General features: G+C 72.3%; 22 protein-coding genes. 10 read left to right on the forward strand and 12 right to left on the reverse strand.

Annotated features, from left to right (window positions below; translation table 11 throughout):
• Nucleotides 1-72 precede the first annotated feature (72 nt).
• Genes ELQ39_RS03465 through ELQ39_RS03475 form a run of 3 tightly spaced genes read right to left on the reverse strand, consistent with a single transcriptional unit; the run spans nt 73 to nt 3,442 of the window.
• Nucleotides 73-822: a succinate dehydrogenase/fumarate reductase iron-sulfur subunit gene (locus ELQ39_RS03465; protein WP_190001885.1), complete on the reverse strand. Its 750-nt coding sequence runs from the start codon at nt 820-822 to the stop codon at nt 73-75.
• Complete coding sequence (locus ELQ39_RS03470) at nt 819-2,768, reverse strand: fumarate reductase/succinate dehydrogenase flavoprotein subunit (protein ID WP_242590946.1); 1,950 nt, start codon at nt 2,766-2,768, stop codon at nt 819-821. Before ELQ39_RS03470 ends, ELQ39_RS03465 begins: the two co-directional genes overlap by 4 nt.
• A gap of 2 nt (nt 2,769-2,770) precedes the next feature.
• Nucleotides 2,771-3,442: a succinate dehydrogenase gene (locus ELQ39_RS03475; RefSeq protein ID WP_242590947.1), complete on the reverse strand. Its 672-nt coding sequence runs from the start codon at nt 3,440-3,442 to the stop codon at nt 2,771-2,773.
• Between the two features lie 120 nt (nt 3,443-3,562).
• Between ELQ39_RS03475 and ELQ39_RS03480 the strand changes: the two genes are divergently transcribed.
• Nucleotides 3,563-4,447 (forward strand): LysR substrate-binding domain-containing protein, encoded by an 885-nt coding sequence (locus ELQ39_RS03480; RefSeq protein ID WP_190001882.1) that lies wholly within the window; start codon nt 3,563-3,565, stop codon nt 4,445-4,447.
• A gap of 30 nt (nt 4,448-4,477) precedes the next feature.
• Here ELQ39_RS03480 and ELQ39_RS03485 read toward each other — a convergent pair whose 3' ends face one another.
• From ELQ39_RS03485 to ELQ39_RS03505, 5 genes are all read right to left on the reverse strand, one after another.
• Nucleotides 4,478-5,428, reverse strand: coding sequence for an asparaginase (locus ELQ39_RS03485; RefSeq protein WP_242590948.1), 951 nt, complete (start codon nt 5,426-5,428; stop codon nt 4,478-4,480).
• Between the two features lie 67 nt (nt 5,429-5,495).
• Complete coding sequence (locus ELQ39_RS03490; RefSeq protein ID WP_242590949.1) at nt 5,496-5,885, reverse strand: nuclear transport factor 2 family protein; 390 nt, start codon at nt 5,883-5,885, stop codon at nt 5,496-5,498.
• A gap of 22 nt (nt 5,886-5,907) precedes the next feature.
• Nucleotides 5,908-8,049 carry a putative bifunctional diguanylate cyclase/phosphodiesterase gene (locus tag ELQ39_RS03495; RefSeq protein WP_190001880.1) on the reverse strand — a complete coding sequence of 714 codons (2,142 nt, stop codon included), beginning with the start codon at nt 8,047-8,049 and terminating at the stop codon, nt 5,908-5,910.
• Nucleotides 8,046-8,858 (reverse strand): SAM-dependent methyltransferase, encoded by an 813-nt coding sequence (locus tag ELQ39_RS03500; protein ID WP_225628553.1) that lies wholly within the window; start codon nt 8,856-8,858, stop codon nt 8,046-8,048. The genes ELQ39_RS03495 and ELQ39_RS03500 overlap by 4 nt, the downstream gene beginning before the upstream one ends.
• 280 nt (nt 8,859-9,138) lie before the next feature.
• Nucleotides 9,139-10,065 carry an SCO0930 family lipoprotein gene (locus ELQ39_RS03505; protein ID WP_242595534.1) on the reverse strand — a complete coding sequence of 309 codons (927 nt, stop codon included), beginning with the start codon at nt 10,063-10,065 and terminating at the stop codon, nt 9,139-9,141.
• 223 nt (nt 10,066-10,288) lie between these two features.
• Here ELQ39_RS03505 and ELQ39_RS03510 point away from each other — a divergent pair, with 223 nt between their 5' ends.
• A complete protein-coding gene (locus tag ELQ39_RS03510) occupies nt 10,289-10,852 on the forward strand; it encodes a hypothetical protein (RefSeq protein WP_242590950.1) in 564 nt (187 codons plus the stop codon).
• Between the two features lie 46 nt (nt 10,853-10,898).
• Complete coding sequence (locus ELQ39_RS03515) at nt 10,899-11,663, forward strand: bestrophin-like domain (protein WP_190001878.1); 765 nt, start codon at nt 10,899-10,901, stop codon at nt 11,661-11,663.
• 207 nt (nt 11,664-11,870) lie between these two features.
• Here the strand turns inward: ELQ39_RS03515 and ELQ39_RS03520 are convergent, their stop codons facing one another.
• The gene (locus tag ELQ39_RS03520) at nt 11,871-12,494 is read right to left on the reverse strand and encodes a hypothetical protein (protein WP_242590951.1); all 624 of its coding nucleotides are present in this window, start codon (nt 12,492-12,494) and stop codon (nt 11,871-11,873) included.
• 335 nt (nt 12,495-12,829) lie between these two features.
• Here ELQ39_RS03520 and ELQ39_RS03525 point away from each other — a divergent pair, with 335 nt between their 5' ends.
• Nucleotides 12,830-13,495, forward strand: coding sequence for a class F sortase (locus ELQ39_RS03525; protein ID WP_190001876.1), 666 nt, complete (start codon nt 12,830-12,832; stop codon nt 13,493-13,495).
• 40 nt (nt 13,496-13,535) lie between these two features.
• On the opposite strand, the gene ELQ39_RS03530 is transcribed toward ELQ39_RS03525, so the two are convergent.
• A complete protein-coding gene (locus ELQ39_RS03530) occupies nt 13,536-14,375 on the reverse strand; it encodes a polysaccharide deacetylase family protein (protein ID WP_190001875.1) in 840 nt (279 codons plus the stop codon).
• A 147-nt stretch (nt 14,376-14,522) separates the two neighbouring features.
• Between ELQ39_RS03530 and ELQ39_RS03535 the strand changes: the two genes are divergently transcribed.
• Nucleotides 14,523-14,984, forward strand: a complete 462-nt coding sequence (locus ELQ39_RS03535) for a universal stress protein (protein WP_189900451.1) — start codon at nt 14,523-14,525, stop codon at nt 14,982-14,984.
• Between the two features lie 108 nt (nt 14,985-15,092).
• Entirely contained in the window at nt 15,093-16,532 is a 1,440-nt protein-coding gene (locus ELQ39_RS03540) for an amino acid permease (RefSeq protein WP_242590952.1), read from the forward strand.
• A gap of 33 nt (nt 16,533-16,565) precedes the next feature.
• Here ELQ39_RS03540 and ELQ39_RS03545 read toward each other — a convergent pair whose 3' ends face one another.
• The gene (locus ELQ39_RS03545; protein ID WP_242590953.1) at nt 16,566-17,381 is read right to left on the reverse strand and encodes an alpha/beta fold hydrolase; all 816 of its coding nucleotides are present in this window, start codon (nt 17,379-17,381) and stop codon (nt 16,566-16,568) included.
• A gap of 57 nt (nt 17,382-17,438) precedes the next feature.
• On the opposite strand from ELQ39_RS03545, the gene ELQ39_RS03550 reads away from it, so the two are divergent.
• Complete coding sequence (locus tag ELQ39_RS03550; protein WP_242590954.1) at nt 17,439-17,912, forward strand: MarR family winged helix-turn-helix transcriptional regulator; 474 nt, start codon at nt 17,439-17,441, stop codon at nt 17,910-17,912.
• A 338-nt stretch (nt 17,913-18,250) separates the two neighbouring features.
• On the opposite strand, the gene ELQ39_RS03555 is transcribed toward ELQ39_RS03550, so the two are convergent.
• Nucleotides 18,251-19,414 carry a CapA family protein gene (locus ELQ39_RS03555; RefSeq protein WP_190001869.1) on the reverse strand — a complete coding sequence of 388 codons (1,164 nt, stop codon included), beginning with the start codon at nt 19,412-19,414 and terminating at the stop codon, nt 18,251-18,253.
• A gap of 211 nt (nt 19,415-19,625) precedes the next feature.
• On the opposite strand from ELQ39_RS03555, the gene ELQ39_RS03560 reads away from it, so the two are divergent.
• The 3 genes from ELQ39_RS03560 to ELQ39_RS03570 all read left to right on the forward strand — a co-directional run bounded on the left by ELQ39_RS03560 (nt 19,626) and on the right by ELQ39_RS03570 (nt 21,658).
• The gene (locus ELQ39_RS03560) at nt 19,626-20,171 is read left to right on the forward strand and encodes a sigma-70 family RNA polymerase sigma factor (protein WP_189900462.1); all 546 of its coding nucleotides are present in this window, start codon (nt 19,626-19,628) and stop codon (nt 20,169-20,171) included.
• 134 nt (nt 20,172-20,305) lie between these two features.
• Nucleotides 20,306-20,818, forward strand: coding sequence for a hypothetical protein (locus ELQ39_RS03565; protein WP_225628545.1), 513 nt, complete (start codon nt 20,306-20,308; stop codon nt 20,816-20,818).
• A 183-nt stretch (nt 20,819-21,001) separates the two neighbouring features.
• Entirely contained in the window at nt 21,002-21,658 is a 657-nt protein-coding gene (locus tag ELQ39_RS03570) for a zf-HC2 domain-containing protein (RefSeq protein WP_242590955.1), read from the forward strand.
• The last annotated feature ends 9 nt before the right edge of the window (nt 21,659-21,667 follow it).

Below are 21,667 nucleotides of genomic sequence, written 5' to 3' on the forward strand. Positions count from 1 at the left end.
GACGGGGCCGGAAGGAGCACCTTCTTCCGGCCCCGCCCGTCCGCACCTGCCGGCGAACGTCCGTGGGAGCGGCTACCGCTTGCCCGCCTTGCGGGTCGCCCGCAGCCACTCCTTGTTCATGCCCGTGATGGAGGTCAGCGGGATGCCCTTGGGACAGGCGGTGGCGCACTCCCCGGCGAGGGTGCAGCCGCCGAAGCCCTCCTCGTCCATCTGCGCCACCATGTCCAGCACTCGGGTCTCCCGCTCGGGGGCGCCCTGCGGCAGCACGTTCAGGTGGTTGATCTTGGCGGAGGTGAACAGCATCGCCGCGCCGTTGGGGCAGGCCGCGACGCAGGCGCCGCAGCCGATGCACTCGGCGTGCTCGAAGGCGAAGTCGGCGTCCGGCTTCGGCACCGGGGTGGCGTGCGCCTCGGGGGCGGAGCCGGTGGGCGCGGTGATGTAGCCGCCGGCCTGGATGATGCGGTCGAAGGCGGAGCGGTCGACGACCAGGTCCTTGATCACCGGGAAGGCGGCGGCCCGCCACGGCTCGATGTCGATGGTGTCGCCGTCCTTGAAGGACCGCATGTGCAGCTGGCAGGTGGTGGTGCGCTCGGGCCCGTGGGCGTCGCCGTTGATGACCAGCGAGCAGGCGCCGCAGATGCCCTCGCGGCAGTCGTGGTCGAAGGCGACCGGGTCCTCGCCCTTGAGGATGAGCTCCTCGTTGAGGGTGTCGAGCATCTCCAGGAAGGACATGTCGGGAGAGATGCCGTCCACCTCGTACGTGGACATGGCGCCGTCGGCGTCGGCGTTCTTCTGGCGCCAGACGCGCAGGGTGAGCTTCATGCGTAGCTCCGCTGGGTGGGGTGGACGTACTCGAAGACCAGGTCTTCCTTGTGCAGGGTCGGAGCCTCGCCGGTCCCGGTGAACTCCCAGGCGGCCGCGTAGGAGAACTCGTCGTCCTTGCGGGCCGCCTCGCCGTCCGGCGTCTGGGACTCCTCACGGAAGTGACCGCCGCAGGACTCGGTGCGGTGCAGCGCGTCGAGGCACATCAGCTCGGCGAGCTCCAGGTAGTCGACGACGCGGTTGGCCTTCTCCAGCGACTGGTTGAACTCCTCGCCGGTGCCCGGGACCTTGATGCGCCGCCAGAACTCCTCGCGGATCTGCGGGATGCGCTCCAGGGCCTTGCGCAGTCCGGTGTCGGAGCGGGCCATGCCGCAGAACTCCCACATCAGCTCTCCGACCTCGCGGTGGAAGGAGTCCGGGGTGCGGTCGCCGTCGACCGACAGCAGCCGCTCGATGCGCTGCTCGGTCTCGGTCAGGGCCTCCCGCACGGCCGGGTGGTCGCCGGTCACCGCGTCGAGCCCCGGGTTGCGGCCGAGGTAGTCGTTGAGGGTCGCCGGCAGCACGAAGTAGCCGTCGGCGAGGCCCTGCATCAGCGCGGAGGCGCCGAGCCGGTTGGCGCCGTGGTCGGAGAAGTTGGCCTCGCCGATCGCGAACAGGCCCGGGATCGTGGTCTGCAGGTCGTAGTCGACCCACAGGCCGCCCATCGTGTAGTGCACGGCGGGATAGATCCGCATCGGCACCTCGTACGGATCCTCGTCGGTGATCCGCTGGTACATGTCGAAGAGGTTGCCGTACTTGGCCTCGACCGCCTTGCGGCCCATCCGCCTGATGGCGTCGGCGAAGTCCAGGTAGACGCCCTGGCCTCCGGGGCCCACCCCCCTGCCCTCGTCGCAGACGTTCTTCGCGGCGCGGGAGGCGATGTCACGGGGCACCAGGTTGCCGAAGGACGGGTAGATGCGCTCCAGGTAGTAGTCGCGCTCGTCCTCGGGGATCTGCGCGGGCGGGCGGGTGTCGCCCTTGGCCTTGGGCACCCAGATGCGGCCGTCGTTGCGCAGCGACTCGCTCATCAGCGTCAGCTTCGACTGGTGGTCGCCGGTGCGCGGGATGCAGGTGGGGTGGATCTGGGTGAAGCAAGGGTTGGCGAAGTACGCCCCGCGCCGGTGCGCGCGCCAGATCGCGGTGGCGTTGGAGTTCATGGCGTTCGTCGACAGGTAGAAGACGTTGCCGTACCCGCCGGTCGCCAGGACGACGGCGTCCGCGAAGTACGTGGAGATCTTCCCGGTGATCAGGTCGCGGGCGACGATGCCGCGCGCCCGCCCGTCGACGACGATCAGGTCCAGCATCTCGGTGCGCGGGTGCATCTCCACGTTGCCGGCGGCGATCTGCCGGCTGAGCGCCTGGTAGGCGCCGAGGAGGAGCTGCTGGCCCGTCTGGCCGCGGGCGTAGAAGGTGCGGGAGACCTGGACGCCGCCGAAGGAGCGGGTGTCGAGCAGGCCGCCGTACTCGCGGGCGAAGGGCACGCCCTGCGCGACGCACTGGTCGATGATCTCCACCGAGATCTGCGCCAGGCGGTGCACGTTGGACTCGCGGGCGCGGAAGTCGCCGCCCTTGACGGTGTCGTAGAAGAGGCGGTGGACGGAGTCGCCGTCGTTGCGGTAGTTCTTCGCGGCGTTGATGCCGCCCTGCGCGGCGATGGAGTGGGCACGGCGCGGGGAGTCCTGGTAGCAGAACTGGACGACGTGGTAGCCCTGCTCGGCGAGGGTGGCGCCGGCGGAGCCGCCCGCGAGACCGGTGCCGACGACGATGACGGTGTGCTTGCGCCGGTTGGCGGGGTTGACCAGTTTGGCCTCGAAACGGCGCGTGTCCCAGCGCTCGTGGATGGGGCCGGCCGGGGCCTTGGTGTCGGCGACCGGCGCGCCGGTCGTGTAGTCGGTGTACGAGGTCATGGTCAGCTCACCACTCCGGTCATGACACCCACGGGGACGGCGAGGAAGCCGGCCGTGAGCAGCAGCGCAAGGGCGTTTGCGGTGGTCTTCAGGGCGCGGTCGCGGGTACGGCTGCCGGCGCCGAGGGTCTGGGCGGCACTCCAGAAGCCGTGCCGGATGTGCAGTCCGACGGCGAGCATCGCAACGATGTAGATGGTGTTGCCGTACCAGGTGGAGAACGTGTCCACGACGTTCTGGTAGGGCTTGCCGGACTCGAAGCCGCCGGAGTGGACGGTGCCGGTGGTCAGGTCGAGGAGGTGCCAGACGATGAACAGGGCGAGGATGATCCCGCCCCAGCGCATGGTCCGCGTGGCGTAGCTCGCCCGCGCCTTCTTGTGCACGTACTTGACCGGGCGGGCCCTGATGTCGCGGCGGCTGAGCTGGTAGGCGGAGACGGCGTGCGCGACCACGGCGAGGACCAGCACCACGCGGACGACCCACAGCGTCCACTCGTAGTGCATGAACGGCTCGCCGATCGTGCGCAGCCAGTGGGCGTAGTGGTTGAACTCCCCGGCCCCGAAGAAGATCTTCAGATTGCCGAGCATGTGGACGACCAGGTACAGCAGCATGACGAGGCCGCTGACCGCCATCACTGTCTTCTTGCCGACGGTCGAGTCCCACACGGTGCGTGCCATGGACGGCCGTCGGTCCGTCCGCGTTGCCAGAGCCATGCCACCAGACGCTAGGGCCGGAGGGCCCCATCGGTCCAAGACATGGTACGGCTGGATCCGATAGGGAGTGCCTATCATGGCTGCGTGCAGTTCCAGCAGCTCCAGTACTTCGTGGCGGTGGCCGAGACCAGGCACTTCACCCGCGCCGCCGAGCTGGTCCACGTCGCCCAGCCGTCCCTGTCGCAGCAGATCAAGGCGCTGGAGCGGGAGCTGGGGGCGGATCTGTTCCGGCGGGCGCGCGGCAACATCACGCTGACCGACGCGGGCGAGGCGCTGCTGCCGCTGGCCCGGCGGATCCTGGCGGACGCGGACACCGCCCGGCACGAGGTGCAGGAGGTGGCGCAGCTCCGCAGCGGCCGCGTCCGGCTCGGCGCGACCCCGAGCCTGTGCACGGGTCTGCTGCCGGACGTGCTGCGCGCCTTCCACGACCGCTATCCGGGCGTACGGCTGCTGATCGAGGAGGGCGGCTCGCACGACCTGGTGCGCGAGCTGGCGCGCGGCGCGCTGGACCTCGCCCTGGTGGTGCTGCCGCTGCCGACGCCCTCCCCCGCGCTGACCACGGTGGAGCTGCTGCGGGAGGACCTGGTGGTGGTCTCCTCCCCGGACGCGCCCCGCCCGGGCCGGGGGCGGCGCGCGGTGCGCATCGCCGACCTGGAGGGCGAGCGTCTGGTGATGTTCCGGCACGGCTACGACCTGCGGGAGCTGACCGTGGCCGCGTGCCGGGCGGAGGGGTTCGAGCCGGAGTTCGCCGTGGAGGGCGGGGAGATGGACGCGGTGCTGGGGTTCGTGCGGGCGGGCCTGGGCGTGGCGGTGGTGCCGCGCATGGTGGCCGCCCGCTCCGGCCACGGTCTGCGCGTCACCCCGCTGGCCCGCCCCGGCCTGCACCGCACGATCGCCCTGGCCCACCGCAGCGACGTGGCGCCGCCCCGGGCGGCGCGGGAGCTGCAGAGGATGCTGCTGGAGCGGTGAGCGCCGTCCGCGCGGGCCCGGCCGGCGGTCTCAGAAGGCGGCCCGGACCGAGCCGACCCGCTCGCCGTGCCCCAGCACCGGGACGGTGGCGAGTTCGCGGAGGGTGTCGTCGGCGTCCACGTCGACGCCGAGGCGGCGCAGCGCTGCGACCATCACCACGGGACGGGCACGCTGGGAGCCGTCGGCGATCTTCAAGGCCACCGCCGAGCCGTCCGGCAGGCCGAGCGCGTAGACACCCTCGGCGCCGTCCTTGGCGACGGCGCCCGGCAGGGCCCGCATGAGCCGGGTCACGTCACGTCCGGTGCCCCCGACGTACTCCGGGTGCGTGTTCATCGCCCGGACGACGCGGTGTTCGAGGGTCCCCTCGGACGCGGAGGCCAGGCGCCCGAAGGCGCGGGCGAGGCCGCTCAGACCGATCGCGAACAGCGGCGCACCGCAGCCGTCGACGCCCGTGGCCGTGACCTTCTCCCCCGCGAGCTCCTCCACCGTCACGCGCAGCCGGGTCTGGAGCGGGTGGAGCGGGTCGAGGTACGTGCCGGTGTCCCAGCCGTTGGCGACGCAGGTCGCCAGCATCGCGGCGTGCTTGCCGGAGCAGTTCATCGTCAGCGGGGTCGGCCCGCCGCCGTTCGCCAGGTGGGCGCGCAGCGCGGCCTCACCGATCGGCAGGCCCGGTGTGCAGCGCAGCGCATCCGTGGAGAGCCCGGCGGACGCGAGGATCGCCCGTACGCCCTCCACGTGCATGTCCTCACCGGAGTGACTGGCGCAGCTCAGCGCGAGAAGCGGGCCGTCCAGGTCGAGCCCGGCGCGCAGCATGCCGAGCGCTTGGAGGGGCTTGTTGGACGAGCGCGGGTACATCGGGGCGTCGACGTCCCCGATCCGCACCTTCTCGGACCCGTCAGGCCCGGTCGCCAGAACGGCCCCGTGGTGCACGGACTCCAGGAACTCACCGCGCCGGACCTCGGCCACCACGCTGTACGTCAACACCCGTCTCCCCACACTCCCGGGGGCGCGGGGAACCGCGCGCCCTGCCCGAACGAACCCGCACAGGTTAGGGCACCTCAGGGGGCACAGGCGTGCCCTGGTGGTAGTACATCCGCCAGCCCGACCCCTCGTCGCGCTTGCGCCACAGGGAACTCCGCCGCGCCCGCCGTCCCTCGAAACGGGTCTCGTACGTGACGTGCACCAGGCCGGGCGCCAGCAGCACGCCCCGGAAGTCGGACGGCTCGTACAGCGGGCCGCCCTCCGCACCGCCGGGATGATCCGCCAGCTCCGCGACCATCACCTCGTACGTGTAACGACGCCCCGAGGCACCCACCTCGGCGAACTCGGGATCCAGCAGGCGCATCGTCTCGCTGCGGGAGGACCGCACGGCGGGGTCCATCAGCCGCAGCTCCCCCTGGATCGCCGCCCGGACCGCCTCCGTCTCCTCGTCGGTCACCGTGCGCACCCCGTCCCGTACGTCATCCCGTCGCGTCCACCAGGGCCAGCTCGTGCAGCCGTTCCGGCGGGCCGGGGCGGGCGTAGTACCAGCCCTGGGCCGTGTCGCAGCCGAGGACGCGCAACTGCTCGGCCTGCGCGCCGGTCTCCACGCCCTCCACGGTGACCGCGAGGTCGAGGCTGTGGGCGAGCGAGACGATCCCCTCGACGATCTTGAGGTCCACCGGGTCGGCGGGGAACTGCTGCATGCTCCGGGTGAAGGAGCGGTCCAGCTTGAGGACGCTCACCGGGAGGCGGCGCAGGTTGGCGAGGTTGGAGTAGCCGGTGCCGAAGTCGTCGAGGGCGATGTCGACGCCCATCTCGGCGAGCCGGCGCAACGGCTTGAGCAGGTCGTCGTCGGCGCCGATGAGCGCGGACTCGGTGACCTCCAGGCACAGGGCGTCCGGGGCGACGCCGGTGCGCTCCAGGATCTCCACGGTGTCCTGCACCAGGCCCGGGTGGGTGAGCTGGCAGGGCGACAGGTTCACGTTGATGCGCAGCGGGCCGAGCGCGTCGCCGCCGTTGGCGTCGCGCCATGACCGGGCCTGGCGCACCGACTGCTCCAGCACCCAGCGGCCGAGCGGCACGATCAGCCCGGTGTGCTCGGCGAGCGGGATGAAGCGGTCCGGGGACAGCACCCCGTGCTGCGGGTGCAGCCAGCGCACCAGCGCCTCCGCGCCCCGGACGCTGCCGTCGCCGAGGTGCACCAGGGGCTGGTACTCGATGAAGAACTCACCGCGGTCCAGAGCCGTGGGCAGCGCCGTGGTGAGGCCGTGCCGGGTGATGGCGCGGGCGTCGGCCTCCGGGTCGGCGAGCTCGAAGCGGTTGCCGCCGGCCGCCTTGGCCCGGTACATCGTGATGTCGGCGCTGCGCAGCACCTCCGCCGCGCTGCGCTCCCCCGCGGGGCCCTCGACGATGCCGATGCTGCCGCGGACGGTCAGCTCCCGGCCGTCGATGCTGATCGGGGCGAGCAGGGCGTTCATGATGCGGCCGGCCAGCTCGTCGACCGTGCGGCGGGTGTCGGGGCCGGTGGTGAGGGCGACGAACTCGTCGCCACCGAGCCGGGCCACCATCTCGCCCGGCGCGGTGGCGCAGGACTGGAGCCGGTCGGCGACCTCGACGAGCAGCCGGTCGCCCGCCGCGTGGCCGAGGCTGTCGTTGACGGTCTTGAAGCCGTCCAGGTCGAGGTAGCAGAGGCCGAACCGCTGGCCGGGTCCGGCCGCGAGGGCCTTCTCCAGGCGCTCGAAGAAGAAGGTGCGGTTGGGCAGTCCGGTGAGCGCGTCGTGGGTGGCCTCGTAGCGCAGCCGGAGGTTGAGCAGCCGCCGCTCGGTGGTGTCCTCCATGAGGGCGAGCTGGTACTGGGGTTCGCCGTCGGCGTCGCGCAGCAGGGAGACGGTGAGGTTGGTCCACAGGACCGTCCCGTCAGGGCGGTAGAAGGCCTTCTCGACGTGGTAGTGCTCGCGCTCGCCGCTCACCAGCTCCTCGTAGAGCCGCCAGGTCTGCGGGGCGTCGTCGGGGTGGGTCCAGTCCCTGACGTTGCGGCCCAGCAGTGCCTGCTCGGTCAGGCCGAACATGCGGCTGAGGGCGCCGTTGACCTGGAGGACGGTGCCGTCGAGGTCGGCGATGCCGATCCCTATGGCCGCGCCTTCGAAGACCGCGCGGAACCGCGCCTCGGTGGCGTGCAGGGCCTGCGCGACCACGCCCTGCGCCTGCAGCGCGGCCTTGGCGATGGCCTCCTGCTCGGCCAGCGTCCGCTCGCGCAGGGCCTGGGCGAAGCCGGCCGCCATGGCGTGCTGGAGGCGTGCGCTGCGTGTCCTGAGGGTCTCGCGGTCGCCGTCGTCCCCGCAGTAGAGGACGAGGTAGGCGTCGACGCAGTCCAGGGTGCGGCTGAGCGCCTCGGGGTCCGTGCAGTGCGCCTCGACGAGCGCCGCGCCGGCCGCCCGGCCCGCCTCCGCGTCGAAGGACCGGGCGCGCAGGGCCTCGCTCAGCCGCCGGGCGACCGGGAGCAGCCGCTCCTCGAACTCGGGGCGGGTGGCGGCGGTCGAGGTCACCGGGTAGACGGCCCGGCTCCAGATCGTCGCGAACCGGCGCAGTCTGCCCTCCGGCCCGTCCGGCTCCGCGCTCACGCCGTACGCCCCACGCCGGCGAGACCGGAGAAGGCGTAAGGATCCTCGTCCTCCGGTGCGGTGTCGGGACGCCATCGCGGCATCGGCACCAGTCCGGGTTCCACCATGTCGTACCCCTCGAAGAACCGCGCGATCTCGTCGCGCGTGCGCATGATCAGCGGGTTGCGCATGTCTCGGTACACGTCGACCGCCCCCTCGGCCCGCTCCGGCGGCAACGGGATCCCCTCGTACGTCGCATGGGTGAGCACCAGCATGCTCCCGGGCGCCAGGGCGTCGCGCAGTTCGGCCACCGCCCCGTACGGGTCGTCCGCTTCTTCCACGAAGTGAAGTATGGCAACGAGAAGCAACGCGACCGGCCGATTCAGGTCGATCAGCCGGCCGACTTCGTCACTGCCGAGAATGTCCTGCGGCTTGCGGAGGTCGGCGGCGAGGATGTCCGCGCGGTCGTTGCCCTCCAGGACCACTTTGCTGTGCGCGACCGCCACCGGGTCGTGGTCCACGTACATCACCCGCGCCTCGGGGTCGGCCGCCCCGGCCACCTCGTGCACGTTCCCGAACGTGGGGATGCCGGAGCCGATGTCGAGGAACTGGGTGACCCCCTCGGCGACGGCGAAGCGCACCGCCCGCCGCATGAACGCCCGGTTCGCCTGCATGACCTTGGGCAGTCCCGGCATGAACTCCATGGCCTTGCGGGCAGCTTCCCTGTCGACCTCGAAGTTGTGCGAACCGCCCAGGTAGTAGTCGTACATCCGGGAGACACTGGGCACCGTGATGTCGATGCTCCGTGGGGCCCAGGCGGGACGCTCCATGTATCTCTCCAAGGCGTAGGCGATCCGGTGTTCGAGCAGAGGCTACTGATCGCCCGCCAACAGGGCGACCCCAAACGGAAATTGACCATCCGTTCCCGGTCACTGCCTCTGGCACGTGCCCACTTTGCGGGTGCACAGGATCATTACGTGACGTGATCACGTCACTCCATAGGGTTCCGGCGCGCGGGAGGAACCCGGGGAAAACGGTCCGCCCCTCCGCGGATCGCGGAGGGGCGGACTCGGGGCCGGCGGCGCCGGGGTCGGCACCCTGGGGAGGTCGTCACTTCTCCGACGCGCCGACCGGCTTCCCGTCGGGCCGTACGGCGTACCACGTGCCGCCGACGCCCTGGCCGTTGGTGTCGCCGGGCGCCTTGTCCCCGGCGAAGGTGTAGATGGGCCAGCAGTTGATCGTCTGCTGCTCGGCGCCGTCGGGCCGGGTGAAGGTCATGTAGCCCTTCTTCTGGATGCCCTTGGTGTCGTCGAAGTCGACCGGAGAGACGACCGGCCACTTCTTCACGCACTCTCCGGTGCAGTTCGATACGGGCTCCGGCCACGCCTCGTCCTTCATGAAGCGGTAGACCGTCATGCCCTTCTCGTCGACGACGATCTCGCCGAGCTCGGGATCCTCCCGGGTCGACAGCCCCGGCAGATCGGCGGACTGCGCCTTCTTGCCCTCCGGGGTGAACGCGAACCACTTGCCGCCCACGCCCTGGCCCTTGACGTCGCCGGCGTTCACGTCCTTGACGTACCGGTACGCCGGCCAGCCGTCCACGGTGAGCTGCTTGGTGCCGTCGGCGCGGGTGATCTCGCCGAGCAGCGCCTTGTCGATGCCCTCGCCCGCCGAGGCGTCGTCCGCCGGCACCGGCGGCCAGGTCTTCGCGCAGTCCCCGTCGCAGTTGGACTTGGGCGGGTTCGCGGAGTCCTGGTCGAACCGGTAGAGGGTCAGGCCCAGTTCGTCGGTCACCACCTTGCCGAGCTTGGCGTCGGTGGCCACGTTCAGCTGCCCCGCCGTGTTGGCCGGCGGGCTCGGGGCCGGGGAGTTCTGGCCCGCCTGCGCGCCGCTGCCGATGCCGCCGAGGTCGCCCGGCGCCGTGATCCCCACGTTCTGGCTGGAGGGCGGCTGGGTGTCCTGACCGCACGCCGTCGTCAGGGTCAGCACCGCCGCGGCGCTCACCACCAGTGAGGCGGTCCGCCAGGAGGTCTTCATCGTCAACTCCAGATGATCGCAGAGGTGTCGCAGCGCTCTGCCGCGCCGCCGCTCGACGATGGGTACGCACGGCGGCACAGGTTGTGTTCAACGGCGACCCGTTTTTCTTTTCTTAACTCCTTCGTGGCATTCCCCTGGCTCTCGCGCGTGGCACGGCTCCGGACGACTCATGATCTTCGTCGTGCAAGCACTTGTACCGACCCAAACCCGTACCGCTGCGCGCGTGTTGGCCGTGGTCACGCTGCTCTGGGCGCTCGCCGGCGCATCCGGCCAGGCGGCGGCGGACGCCTGCGCGTACGCCTCGACGGGGCCGGACGGCACAGAGGCGGTGGCGATCGCGGGCGCCGTCGACTGGGACGCCCCGCCCTGCTTCCCTCCCCCTCCACCACCCACCCCCACGCCCAGCCCGACACCGACTCCCACACCCACCCCGACGCCGACGCCGCCCCCTCCACCACCGCCGCCCTCGCCGACGCCGACCCCTCCGAAGCCGAAGCCCACCCCCACCGTGCGGCCCGTCGCGCCGCCCGCCGCGCGCCCCGCCCCGCCGCCTCCGCCGACGCCGACGGTCAGGCCGCGCCCGACGTTCCGTCCGCCGCCGCCTCCGCCGCCGCCGAAGCCGTCCGCGACCCCGAGCCCCCGCCCGACCCTGCGGACCGTCACCTACCCGCGCCACCGCGCGACCGAGGTGAAGCGGCCGACCCGGAGCACCACGTCGCCGCTCGTCTTCGTCCTGCTCATCACCACCCCGGCGGTGGTCGCCGTGGCCGCCCTGCGTCCGCGCTGACGACCGCCCGCGCAACCGATCGCCCCTCTCTGTCTGGAGGCACCTCTTGCCGGAATGGCTTGTTCTCACCCTCGCCATGCTCGCCGCCTGCGCCGTCGTGGTGATCATCACCCTTGTGAGACACCGGAGGGCGGCCGAGGACGAGGACCCCAGCGAGACACCGGACGTCATCGAGTACATGACGATGTGGATCGGCGTCGTGTACGCCATCGTGCTGGGTCTCGCCATCGCCGGCGTCTGGGAGGGCCGCAGCGCCGCACAGGACAACGTCCGGGCCGAGGCGGTCGCCCTGCACGAGGTCTCGGAGCGGGTGCGGGTCTACCCCGCCGAGATCCGCGACCGGATCCGTGACGATGTCAACGCCTATGTCGGACACGTCGTCACCACGGAGTGGAAGACCATGGCCGACCACGGCCGGCTGACCGACGAGGGCTCCGAACTGCTCGACCGGCTGCGCCGGGACGTGACCGACTACGAGCCGCGCACCGACTTCGAGGCGCAGGCCTACCAGCCGCTCGTGGACCAGGTGGCCGCCGCCGACCAGGCGCGCAGCGCCCGCGCGGAGTCGACCGGGGCGACCATGCCGGGCGTGGTGTGGTTCGGCCTGGTCACGGGGGCCGTGGTCACCATCGGCATGATCTTCGCCCTGCAGATCCGGCGCACCCGCCGCGAACTGATCCTCGCCGGGCTGTTCTCGGCGCTCATCGCCTTCCTGCTGTTCCTCATCTGGGACTTCGACGCGCCCTACAGCAGGGGCCTGGCCGCGACGGCGGAGCCGTTCCTGCGGCTGTTCCCGGAGGTCAGGAGCTAGGCGCACGGCATCGCTGACGCCTCCGGCCGACAGCGGCCGGGGGCGGCCGTCACACAGGGGCCTCACCGGTGTTCATCGCCGCACGCCGAACTCCCCGGCCGGCGTGCCGCCGACCCGCCCCGCGCACTCCCGCGCCCCGGACGCCGTCAGGGTCCGGGGCGCGGGTTCCGAGCACGGGCGGAACGGGAGACCGAGGGGAGCAGCGCCTCAGATCCGCTTCTCGGCGCGGCGGCGCATCCAGAAGAAGCCGCTGCCGACGACCGCGGCGGCCACCAGCGACCCGCCGATCGCCATGTCGGTGGGGGTCGCGCCGGTGGTGCTGCTGCCGCCGATGCCGCCGCGGACACCGCCGATGACGGTGAAGGCGGCCGGGCGCGTCAGGCTGCGGCCGGAGCAGTGGACGGTGATGTCGTAGGAACCGGGGCGGGCGTCCTGGTGGATGGTGGCGATGCCCCTGGCGGTGTCGTGGCCGCCCCTGCCGGCGTCGATACCGCCTCTGCCGGCGTCGACACCGCCCCTGCCGGCGTCGTTGCCGCCCCCGCCCGCGTCCATACCGCCCCTGCCCGCGTCGTTGCCGCCCCTGCCGGCGTCGTTGCCGCCGCTGACGGGCGTGAGGTTCGTCCGCGGGAAGGCGTTCGAGGTGGCGTGGCCGCCGTTGGGGCAGCCGTCGACGGTGATGGTGAGCTGGCCGCCCCGGGCGATGACGCTGGGCAGGGCGACGATGTTGGACGGGTTGGGCACCCGTCCGCCGTCCGCGACGGCCACCGGGGCGGCGACCCCGAGGACGGCGACCGCGGCTCCGGCGGCCGCAAGGGCACGTGTCTTGCGCATGTGATCCTCCGCGGGAGACGCCCCGGGTCCCGTCCCCGGTCGATCGGCGAGAAAGCGCCTCCCGGAAAGACCCTCAGTTGCCGTGCGCCGCCGCGCATTTCGGGAATGGTCCGTACGGTTGAGGGCCGCCCCCGCCCCTCCCGTGCGGGCGGGTGCATCGCCGCAGGTCACGGACCGTCAGAAGATCTTCGTCCCGGATCACCTCGGATGGCGCACGCCGCCCGCCCGTGGGCCACCCGTTCGCCGCCGTCCCGTCGCCGGTGGCGCACCCTCCGCTTAGCGTTCACGTCATGCGCGAGTGACGCGGCGACGGCCGTGTCGAGAGGGGAAGGCGAATGTCAGCTTTCGAGCCGGCCGAAGCCGAAGAGGAGGCACGCCCGAGGAGGCGCGCCCCGTGGGGCGTGATAGCGCTGGTCCTGCTCACCGGCCTCGCGCTGCTCCGCAACGGCTCCGGGGAGTTCGACGTGGGCCCGCCGCAGCCGGCCGGTGCGGCCGCCACGGAGAGCGCGACCCCCGGCGTCGCCGTCGGCACGCTGCCGCCGCTGCCGTACGCGGTGCCGGACCGGGTGCGGATCCCGGCGATCCAGGTGGACGCGCCGATCGTGCCGGTGGGCCTGGACGCGGAGGGCTGGGTGGACGCGCCGCCGCCCGAGGACCCGAACCTGGCGGGCTGGTTCACCGGCGCGGTCTCGCCGGGCGAGAAGGGCACGTCGGTCGTGGTCGGGCACGTGGACAACGCGCAGGGCCCGGCCGTGTTCTACGGTCTGGGCGCGCTGAAGAGGGGCAATCGGGTCGAGATCGCCCGCAAGGACGGCAAGACTGCCGTGTTCGAGATCTACGGCGTGGAGGTCTTCTCGAAGAACGACTTCCCCGGCGACCGGGTCTACGCGTCCAAGGGCACCGCAGAGCTGCGGGTCATCACCTGCGGCGGCGGCTTCACCCAGCAGGACGGCTACGACGGCAACGTGGTCGCCTTCGCGCGCCTGGCCGAGGTCCGCTGAGCCGTCCCCGCCCGGACGGGCGGGAACGGCGCGGACGTTCTCAGACGTACTCCCGGCGGGGCACGGTGACGTGGTAGCCGGAGTCCAGCAGGTGCGGCAGATAGGAGCGCAGGGCCTTCACGCTCTGCGAGCGGTCGCCCCCGGCGTCGTGGGACAGCACCACGACGCCGGGGGCGGCGCCGTCCTCGACCCGGCCGACGATGGTGCGGGTGCCGGGCTCGGTCCAGTCGAGGGTGTCGACGGTCCAGGCGAGCGGCTCCATGCCCAGTTCGGCGCCGAGCTCGAAGGCCGCGCGGTTCCAGGCGCCGTAGGGGGCACGGAACCATTCCGGGCGGGCGCCGTAGTGCTGCTCGACGACGTCGCTGGTGCGTTCCATCTCCGAGCGGATGGTGCGGCGGCGGAGCTTCGTCAGCAGCGGGTGCGACCAGGTGTGGTTGCCGACGACATGGCCCTCGTCGGCCATGCGGGCCAGCAGGTACGGGTTGTAGGCGGCCATCTCGCCGCACACGAAGAACATCGCGCGCACCTCGTACCGGGCCAGGGTGTCGAGGATGTCGGGGGTGTAGCGGGGGTCGGGCCCGTCGTCGAAGGTGAGCACGACGGTGCGGCCGTTGTCCGGAACCTTCAGCAGCGGCTCCTTGCGCACCGGGGTCCTGCCGGACGCGGTGCGCGGAGGGCCGTACCCGGTCAGCGGCCTCAGGCGGTACTCGGAGGGCCTGAGCGGGCGGCGGGCCGCGGGCGCTCCGGCGGCGGGCGGCGAGGCGGGCGCGCCCCGGTTCCCGGCCCCCGGCGCGAGCGCCGCGGCCACGCCTGCCGCGCCCAGTGTGGCGGCAGCGGCGAGCAACGCCCGGCGCCGGGTGAGCAAGTGATCCTTCTGCATGACTCATGAGTCGCCCCGCGACGGTCCGGCGCAGCGCCACGACACCGGTGCGGCGGCACGATTTCACCTGATCGGCGCAGCATACGGCGGAGATTCCCGGGGACCGCGCGGTGTCCGGCCGGGCGGCGCTCCGATAACCTCGCGGTCGTGACGGAACAGCAGTCCCATCGGTTCGAGCGGGGCACGGACGGCCCGAAGGTGATCGTGGCCGGCGTGGACGGCTCCGACTCGTCGCTGCGCGCGGCGGCGTACGCGGCGGGTCTGGCGCGGCGTCAGGGCGCGCTCCTCGCCATCGTGTACGTACAGCCGGTGCTGGCGGCCGGGGCGGCGCTCGGCGCGCCGGTGGCGGACACGACGGAGGAGATAGCGCAGGACCTGGCGGCGCAGATCCGGGAGTCGATGGAGCGGATCAAGGGGATCTTCGACATCCGCTGGGAGTTCCACACCTTCCGGGGCGACCCGTACAACGGCCTGGTGAAGGCGGCGGACGACCTCACGGCGGACGCGGTGGTGGTGGGCGCGTCCGAGCAGGCGGGGCACCGGTTCGTGGGGTCGGTGGCGGTGCGGCTGGTGAAGGCGGGGCGCTGGCCGGTGACGGTGGTGCCGTAGTCCGGTGAAGGCGGGCCCCGCGGCTCGCGTGGTGTCTTCCGTCGGCGGCGCCGCGGGAGGATCATGAGCCCTCGTCAGCCGCTTGCCGAACGCGAAGAGGTGAGGCGCATGGCCGGGATCCGGGCCGGTGAGGGGATTCTCCGCCGCAAACCGATCGAGCACATCGAGGAGACGGAGGTCGGCAGGGGCGCGCGGCTGGAGCGCACCCTGGGCCTCTGGCAGCTCACCGCGATCGGGGTGGGCGGCATCATCGGTGCGGGCATCTTCACCCTGGCGGGGACCGTGGCGAACGGCACGGCGGGTCCCGCGGTGCTGATTTCCTTCCTGATCGCGGGTGTCGCGAGCGCCGCGGCGGCGCTGTCGTACGCGGAGTTCGCGGGGATGATCCCGAAGGCGGGCTCGGCCTACACGTACGGGTACGCGGTGCTCGGCGAGCTGGCGGGCTGGTTCATCGGCTGGGACCTGCTGCTGGAGTACACGGCGATCGTCGCGGTGGTCGGGATCGGCATCTCCGGCTACTTCAGCTTCCTGGTGAACGAGATGGGCGCGGACCTTCCTGCCTGGATGCTGGGCGCGCCCGGCACCGGGGACGGGCACCGGGTGGATCTTTTCGCGGCGCTGCTGTGTCTGCTGATCGCGGCGCTGCTGAACCTCGGCATCAAGAACGCGGCGCGCTTCGAGACGGTCGTCGTGGTGCTGAAGGTGGCGGTCGTGCTGCTGGTGATCGGTGTCGGCGTGTTCCACATCCAGGCGGCGCACTACGAGCCGTTCTTCCCGTTCGGCGTCGGCGGGGCGTTCACGGGGGCGGCGACGGTGTTCTTCGCGGTGTTCGGCTACGACGCGATGTCGACGGCGGCGGAGGAGTCCAAGAACGCGCAGCGTCACATGCCGAAGGCGATCATCTACTCGCTGGTCATCTCGATGGTGCTGTACGTGGCGGCCTGCCTGGTGCTGACGGGCATGCAGGACTACAAGGACATCGACCCGGAGAGCGGCTTCTCGACAGCGTTCAAGTCGGTCGGGCTGACCGGGCTGGCGGACGTGATCGCGGTGGGCGCCATCATCGGCATCCTCACGGTGATGTTCACGTTCATGCTGGGCGTGACCCGGGTGTGGTTCGCGATGTCCCGGGACGGACTGCTGCCCCGCTGGTTCGCGAAGACGCATCCGACGCGGCACGTGCCGACACGGGTCACCTGGATCGTGGGGGTGGCGTCGGCCGCCATCGCCGGGTTCCTGCCGATCGGCGAGGCGGCCGAGCTGACCAACATCGGCATCCTGCTGGCGTTCGTGGTGGTGTGCACGGCGGTGATCGTGCTGCGCTACCGGCAGCCGGAGCTGCCGCGCTCCTTCCGTACGCCGTTCATGCCGGTGGTGCCCGCACTGGGCGTGATGTTCTCGATCTGGCTGATCACGTTCCTGCAGTGGCAGACCTGGGCGCGGTTCGCGGTGTGGTTCGCGATCGGCCTGGTCGTCTACTTCGGCTATTCGTACCGGCGTTCGGCGCTGGCGCGGGCGGCCGGGGACGACGGCGGGAAGCGGGAGTAGAGGGATGTCCGGTCATCACTGTCATTCCAGGAATCAGAGGGACGCGAGGAAGTCGAGCAGGACGCGGGTGAACGCGTCGGGGCGCTCCAGCGCGGAGTAGTGGCCGGTGCCGTCGACGGTCGCCGTCCGGCCGTCGGGGACCGCGGCGGCCAGCCGCTCGGCGGCGGCGTGCAGTTCGGCCGGCTCCAGGGACCCGTTCACGGCGAGCAGCGGGACGCGGATCTCGCCGACCCGGTCGAAGGAGCCGGTCACGCGCACCAGCCAGTCCTTCTCGTCGGGGCCGTGCTTGGACAGCGTGTGCAGGGCCATCTCGCGCACGCGGCGCAGGATCTCCGGGTCGATGTCGTCGGCCGAGCGGTCGGGGCCGGGCACGAGCCGCAGGAAGGCGTCGAGCCAGGTGGTCACGTCCCCGGCCGCCAGCGCCCCGGCGAGCGTCTCCTGGAGCTCGCGGTGCCAGGGGTCGGTGTGGCGGAAGTCGCCGGTCGCGGCTCCGGCGGTGACCACCGCGCGGACCAGCGCGGGATGTTCGAGCAGGGTGTCGGTGGCGATCACCCCGCCCATGGAGAGCCCCACGAGGACGGCGGGTCCGGCGTCGAGGTGGCGCAGCAGCGCGGCCAGGTCGTCGGCCCAGCGGAACGGCGTGGTGGCGTTGGCGGAGAAGCCGTGGCCGCGCGTGTCGGGGGCGATCACGCGGTACCGCTCGGCGAGGGCGGGGACGTGGTCGTCCCAGATCCGGTGGTCGACGAAGCCGGAGTGGAGCAGGACGACGAGGTCGCCGGAGCCGGTGTCGCGGTAGGCGAGGTCGCCGTCGGCGGACGGGAAGGAGCGGAGGTCCGAAGCACCAGTCATGACAACCAAGGTGTCATGTTGAGTCCGCTTTGACAACCGGGATGTCATGATGGACGGGTGACGGACGACGAGACACCCCTCCCGCCTGACGAACTCGGCCGACGCCTCACCGAGGTGTACGACCTGGTCGGCCCGCTGTACCGGCGCGCCCAGCGCAGCGTCGAACGCGGCCTGACGGACGGTGGACTGTCCCTGGGCGTACGTGCCGTGCTGACGCTGCTGCACCGCAACGGGCCGATGACGGTGCCCCAGATGGGCCGGGCGCAGGCGATCAGCCGGCAGTTCGTGCAGCGCATGGTGAACGAGGCGGCGGACCAGGGGCTGGTGGAGAGCATCCCGAACCCGGCCCACCGGCGGTCGTCGCTCATCCGCCCGACGGAGAAGGGCACGGCGGCGATCGGCGAGGTGTTGCGCCGGGAGCACGCGCTGCTGCGGGAGACCGGCGGCGGGCTGACGGACGCCGAGGTGACGGCCTGTCTGCGCGTCCTGGGCGAGCTGCTCGAGGCGCTGGACCACGTCGACGACGACTGACCCCCGCGCCCGGTCGGGGCGCTCGCCGCGGTCTCGGCACCCCAGCGCGGGCGGCGTCTGTCCGCCGGCCCTGCTGCCGTCGTTCTGGCGCGACCTCGGCCCCGCCCAGTTCAACGGGGCCTCGGTGACGCTGCTCCGCAACTACCCCCGCTTCGGCGGCCATCGCACCGCCACGGCCTGGTGGGTACTGTCCGCCTGGGCGGCGGGCGGGGTCCTGGTGGGCGCGCCCCGCCGCCCGGTTCCGCCGCGCCCACTGCCCGGTTCGGCCGCGGACGCCGGCCGTCCGGGCGGGCGGGCGGGCGGCCCCGGACCGACGTGCCGCCCGTCACCGCCGCTGCTCAGCCCTCCCCGCCCGCCATCACGAGCCCGTCCTTCGCCGCGCCCCTGCTGAACACCACGTCACGGATGCGGTCGCGGACGCCGTGCAGTTCGGCGCCCCGGGCGAGGGCCTCGTTGACGTCGACGACCCGGCCGGCGTCGACGTCGTACAGCTGGGGCACGAACTCGGCGCGGGTGACCTCCCAGCGGCCGCCGGGGCGGGACGGCGGGGAGAACGTGAAGCGGCCGACGGTGGACTGGTTGCCGCGCGGGTCGTTCACCCCCTCCTGGCCGGTCATCTCGCCGGCGATCTGGTCGCCCATGCCGTAGACCACCCAGGTGCCGTTGACCTTCTCGTACGCCTGCGGGACATGGGCGTGGGTGCCGAGGATCAGGTCGACGTCCGGGCGGTCGCCGCTCTTCGATGCGGTGAGGGAGCGGGCGAGGGAGAGCTGGAGGTCGTCGGGCGCGTCCTGCCACTCGGTGCCCCAGTGCAGGGAGACCACCACGACGTCGGCCCCGGCCTCGCGGGCGGCGCGGGCGTCGGCGACGATCCGCCGCTCGTCGATCAGGTTCACCGCCCAGGGCCGGTCCTGCGGCAGCGGGATCCCGTTGGTGTCGAAGGTGTAGGCGAGGTGCGCGACCCGGGCGCCGCCCGCGTCCAGCAGGGTGGGTGCGGCGGCCTCCTGTGCGGATCGGGCCGAGCCGGCGTGGCGCAGACCCGCCCGGTCGAAGGCGTCGAGGGTGCGGCGGATTCCCTCCTCGCCGTCGTCCAGGGTGTGGTTGGACGCGGTGGAGCAGCCGTCGTAGCCGGTGGCGGCGAGAGCGGCGGCCACCTCGGGCGGCGACCTGAAGAGCGGGTAGCCGCTGTAGTCGCCGTCGGCGCCGTAGACGGTCTCCATGTGGCACAGGGCCAGGTCCGCGGCGGCGACGACGGAGCGGATGCCGGAGAGCATCGGCCGGAAGTCGTACCCCTCGCCCCCGGCGTCGAACGCGGCCTGCTCGATGACGGACGTGTGGGGCAGGACGTCGCCCGACGCCACCAGGGTGAAGCCGCGGTGGGCCGTCGCCGAGGGGGCCGGACGCCCCTGGGCCGGCGGTGTGTGGTCGCGGGCCTGGCAGGCCGCGCCCGCGGCGAGGACGGCCGTCAGGACGAGGGCCAGCTGTCTGCTGCGTGCGATCATCACATCACCCCGCTGTGGTCGTATTTATGGATGAACAGGTAAGAAGCCGCATCGCTGCGGGCGGCGCTCCGACACGCTCTTTAGGCCGTCCGGCGTGCGAGAACGGCCGCCCCGACCGTTCGTCGAACCGTTCGTCGACGCGATCGACCGTCCGCCGCACACTCCTGTGCGCGCCCTGTCCCCCGGCGGCGGGGTGCGTTGCCATACGGCCATGACGGCCGGAACGACCCTCACGAACGGGACCACCGCCGAGCACGAGCTCGCCGCACTCCAGCGGGAGCACGGCCGGCCCCTCTTCGCGCTGCTGCTCCGGCTCTGCGACGGGGACCGGCAGCGCGCGGAGGACCTGGTCCAGGAGACGCTGGTGCGCGCCTGGCAGCACCCCGAGGCCCTGCGCGCCGAGAACTTCGACTCCGTACGCCCCTGGCTGCTGACCGTGGCCCGGCGGCTCGCCATCGACGCGCGCCGCGCCCGGCAGGCGCGGCCCGCCGAGGTCGGCGACGCCGTCCTGGAGAACGCCCGGGTGATCTCCGACCACGCGGAACGGGCCGCCGCGACGCTCGACGTCCGTGAGGCTGTGAAGACTCTCACTCCCGAGCACCGTGAGGTCCTGGTGCTCGTGTACTTCCAGGGGGCGAGTGTGGCGGAAGCGGCGGCGGCCCTCGGAATCCCGCCCGGTACGGTGAAGTCCCGCGCGTACTACGCGCTGCGCGCCCTGCGCCGGGTGCTTCCGGGCTACGCCTCCGACATGCGGTGAAACCGGCCGTCGGGTCAAACCTCCGTAAAGCGCCTTGCCGTGGAACCCGGTTGGGGATCGGCTGTCCTCATCCGCGTTGCGGACCGGGGATCCGGGCCCGGGCGACGCGCACGCACCGGAGGAGGCAGGAAGGGATGCTGCACAGAGGTCGAGAGAGCACGGACGGCGACGGTGGACCCGCCGTCCCCATGGCCTGGTTCTACGCCGAGTACATCGCGGACGAACTGCTGCGCACCGGCGACCTCATGCCGCCGACGTCCGTGGAGTTCCGGGCCGGCCGGGACGCGCTGGCGCTGACCGTCTTCCTGTCCGACACCGACGGCGAACTGTCCGGCATCCGGGTCATCACCCAGCTGGAGACCTGGCTGTCGCTGACCGCCTACGACCAGCCCTGGCAGGAGTGGGTGCAGGAGCGGCTGGACGACCTGGCGACGGACGCCGCCGCGTCCGGCAGGGGCACGCCGGGCCCGGACCTGGAGCTGGCCGTGGAGGCCTGGCGGTGGCTGCGGGAGACGGAGCTGCTCGCCCCGGACCTGAACGCGGTGCCGGGCGGCGGGGCGGCCGGCGAGGACGAGGGGCCGAAGGTGTGGACGCCGGCGTGGCAGCTCGGACTGCCGCTCGGGCACCTCGCCATCCACCTCTTCTAGGGCTCTTCCAGGGCCGTCCCTGCCCGTTCCGAGGTCCGCGGAAAATCCGACCAATCCGCGGGCCCGAGGTCTCCGAATCCTTAGGTCACGATTCGGTGCGCCGCTGAGTCATTCGGCTGCCTGGTGCGTACCGGTGGGAGCAAGGAGTAACCCCACCCGCACCCAAAGGCACGAGGATTCGGCATGAGGTCCCTGGAGAGGCATCGCGACGTCGGCGCCTACGCGCTCGGCGTGCTGGACGAGGCGGAGGCGTTCCGCTTCGAGGACCACCTCATGGAGTGCCCCAGCTGCGCCGTCCAGGTGACCGAGTTCGGCCCCGCGACACGCCAGTTGATGCTCTACCGCAGCGCGACCCCGCGCACGGTCCACCCGGCGGCACAGCCCTCGCCGCGGATGCTGGACCGCCTGCTCACCCAGGTGTCCGCCCGGCGGCGCGTCGGACGGCGCCGGATGCTGCTGGCGCTGGCCGCCTCCGTGGTGCTGGCGGTGTCCGCCCCGGCGGTCACGGTGGCGGCGCGGGGCGACGACGGGCCGCGCCCGCTGACCGTGGAGGCGACCGACGAGCGTTCCGGGGTGTGGGCCGAGGTGAAGGTCGAGGACCGCGACTGGGGCAGCAGCGTGGAGCTGCGGGTGAAGGACGCGGCGGGACCGCGCGACTGCGTCCTGGTGGGCATCGGCCGCGACGGCTCCGAGAACGTCATGACGAACTGGGCCGTGCCCCGGCACGACGCCCGCCCCAACACCGTCCCGGGCGGCTCCGCGATGCGCTCCGGCGACATCGAGCGGTACGAGGTGCGCTCCACGGAGGGCGAGACGCTGGTGGTGCTACGGCCCGAGTGACCCCGGCGG

This window comes from Streptomyces sp. GB4-14 (genome assembly GCF_022696125.1).
Lineage (GTDB): Bacteria > Actinomycetota > Actinomycetes > Streptomycetales > Streptomycetaceae > Streptomyces > Streptomyces werraensis.

What these genes read in the sequence shown, in the direction of transcription:
- ELQ39_RS03470 (WP_242590946.1), bottom strand. Translation starts at nt 2,768, where the DNA reads ATGACCTCGTACACCGACTACACGACCGGCGCGCCGGTCGCCGACACC.
- ELQ39_RS03570 (WP_242590955.1), top strand. Translation starts at nt 21,002, where the DNA reads ATGAGGTCCCTGGAGAGGCATCGCGACGTCGGCGCCTACGCGCTCGGC.
- ELQ39_RS03530 (WP_190001875.1), bottom strand. Translation starts at nt 14,375, where the DNA reads ATGCAGAAGGATCACTTGCTCACCCGGCGCCGGGCGTTGCTCGCCGCT.
- ELQ39_RS03560 (WP_189900462.1), top strand. Translation starts at nt 19,626, where the DNA reads ATGACGGCCGGAACGACCCTCACGAACGGGACCACCGCCGAGCACGAG.
- ELQ39_RS03520 (WP_242590951.1), bottom strand. Translation starts at nt 12,494, where the DNA reads ATGCGCAAGACACGTGCCCTTGCGGCCGCCGGAGCCGCGGTCGCCGTC.
- ELQ39_RS03465 (WP_190001885.1), bottom strand. Translation starts at nt 822, where the DNA reads ATGAAGCTCACCCTGCGCGTCTGGCGCCAGAAGAACGCCGACGCCGAC.
- ELQ39_RS03500 (WP_225628553.1), bottom strand. Translation starts at nt 8,858, where the DNA reads ATGGAGCGTCCCGCCTGGGCCCCACGGAGCATCGACATCACGGTGCCC.
- ELQ39_RS03505 (WP_242595534.1), bottom strand. Translation starts at nt 10,065, where the DNA reads ATGAAGACCTCCTGGCGGACCGCCTCACTGGTGGTGAGCGCCGCGGCG.
- ELQ39_RS03540 (WP_242590952.1), top strand. Translation starts at nt 15,093, where the DNA reads ATGGCCGGGATCCGGGCCGGTGAGGGGATTCTCCGCCGCAAACCGATC.
- ELQ39_RS03565 (WP_225628545.1), top strand. Translation starts at nt 20,306, where the DNA reads ATGCTGCACAGAGGTCGAGAGAGCACGGACGGCGACGGTGGACCCGCC.
- ELQ39_RS03545 (WP_242590953.1), bottom strand. Translation starts at nt 17,381, where the DNA reads ATGACTGGTGCTTCGGACCTCCGCTCCTTCCCGTCCGCCGACGGCGAC.
- ELQ39_RS03525 (WP_190001876.1), top strand. Translation starts at nt 12,830, where the DNA reads ATGTCAGCTTTCGAGCCGGCCGAAGCCGAAGAGGAGGCACGCCCGAGG.
- ELQ39_RS03555 (WP_190001869.1), bottom strand. Translation starts at nt 19,414, where the DNA reads ATGATCGCACGCAGCAGACAGCTGGCCCTCGTCCTGACGGCCGTCCTC.
- ELQ39_RS03475 (WP_242590947.1), bottom strand. Translation starts at nt 3,442, where the DNA reads ATGGCACGCACCGTGTGGGACTCGACCGTCGGCAAGAAGACAGTGATG.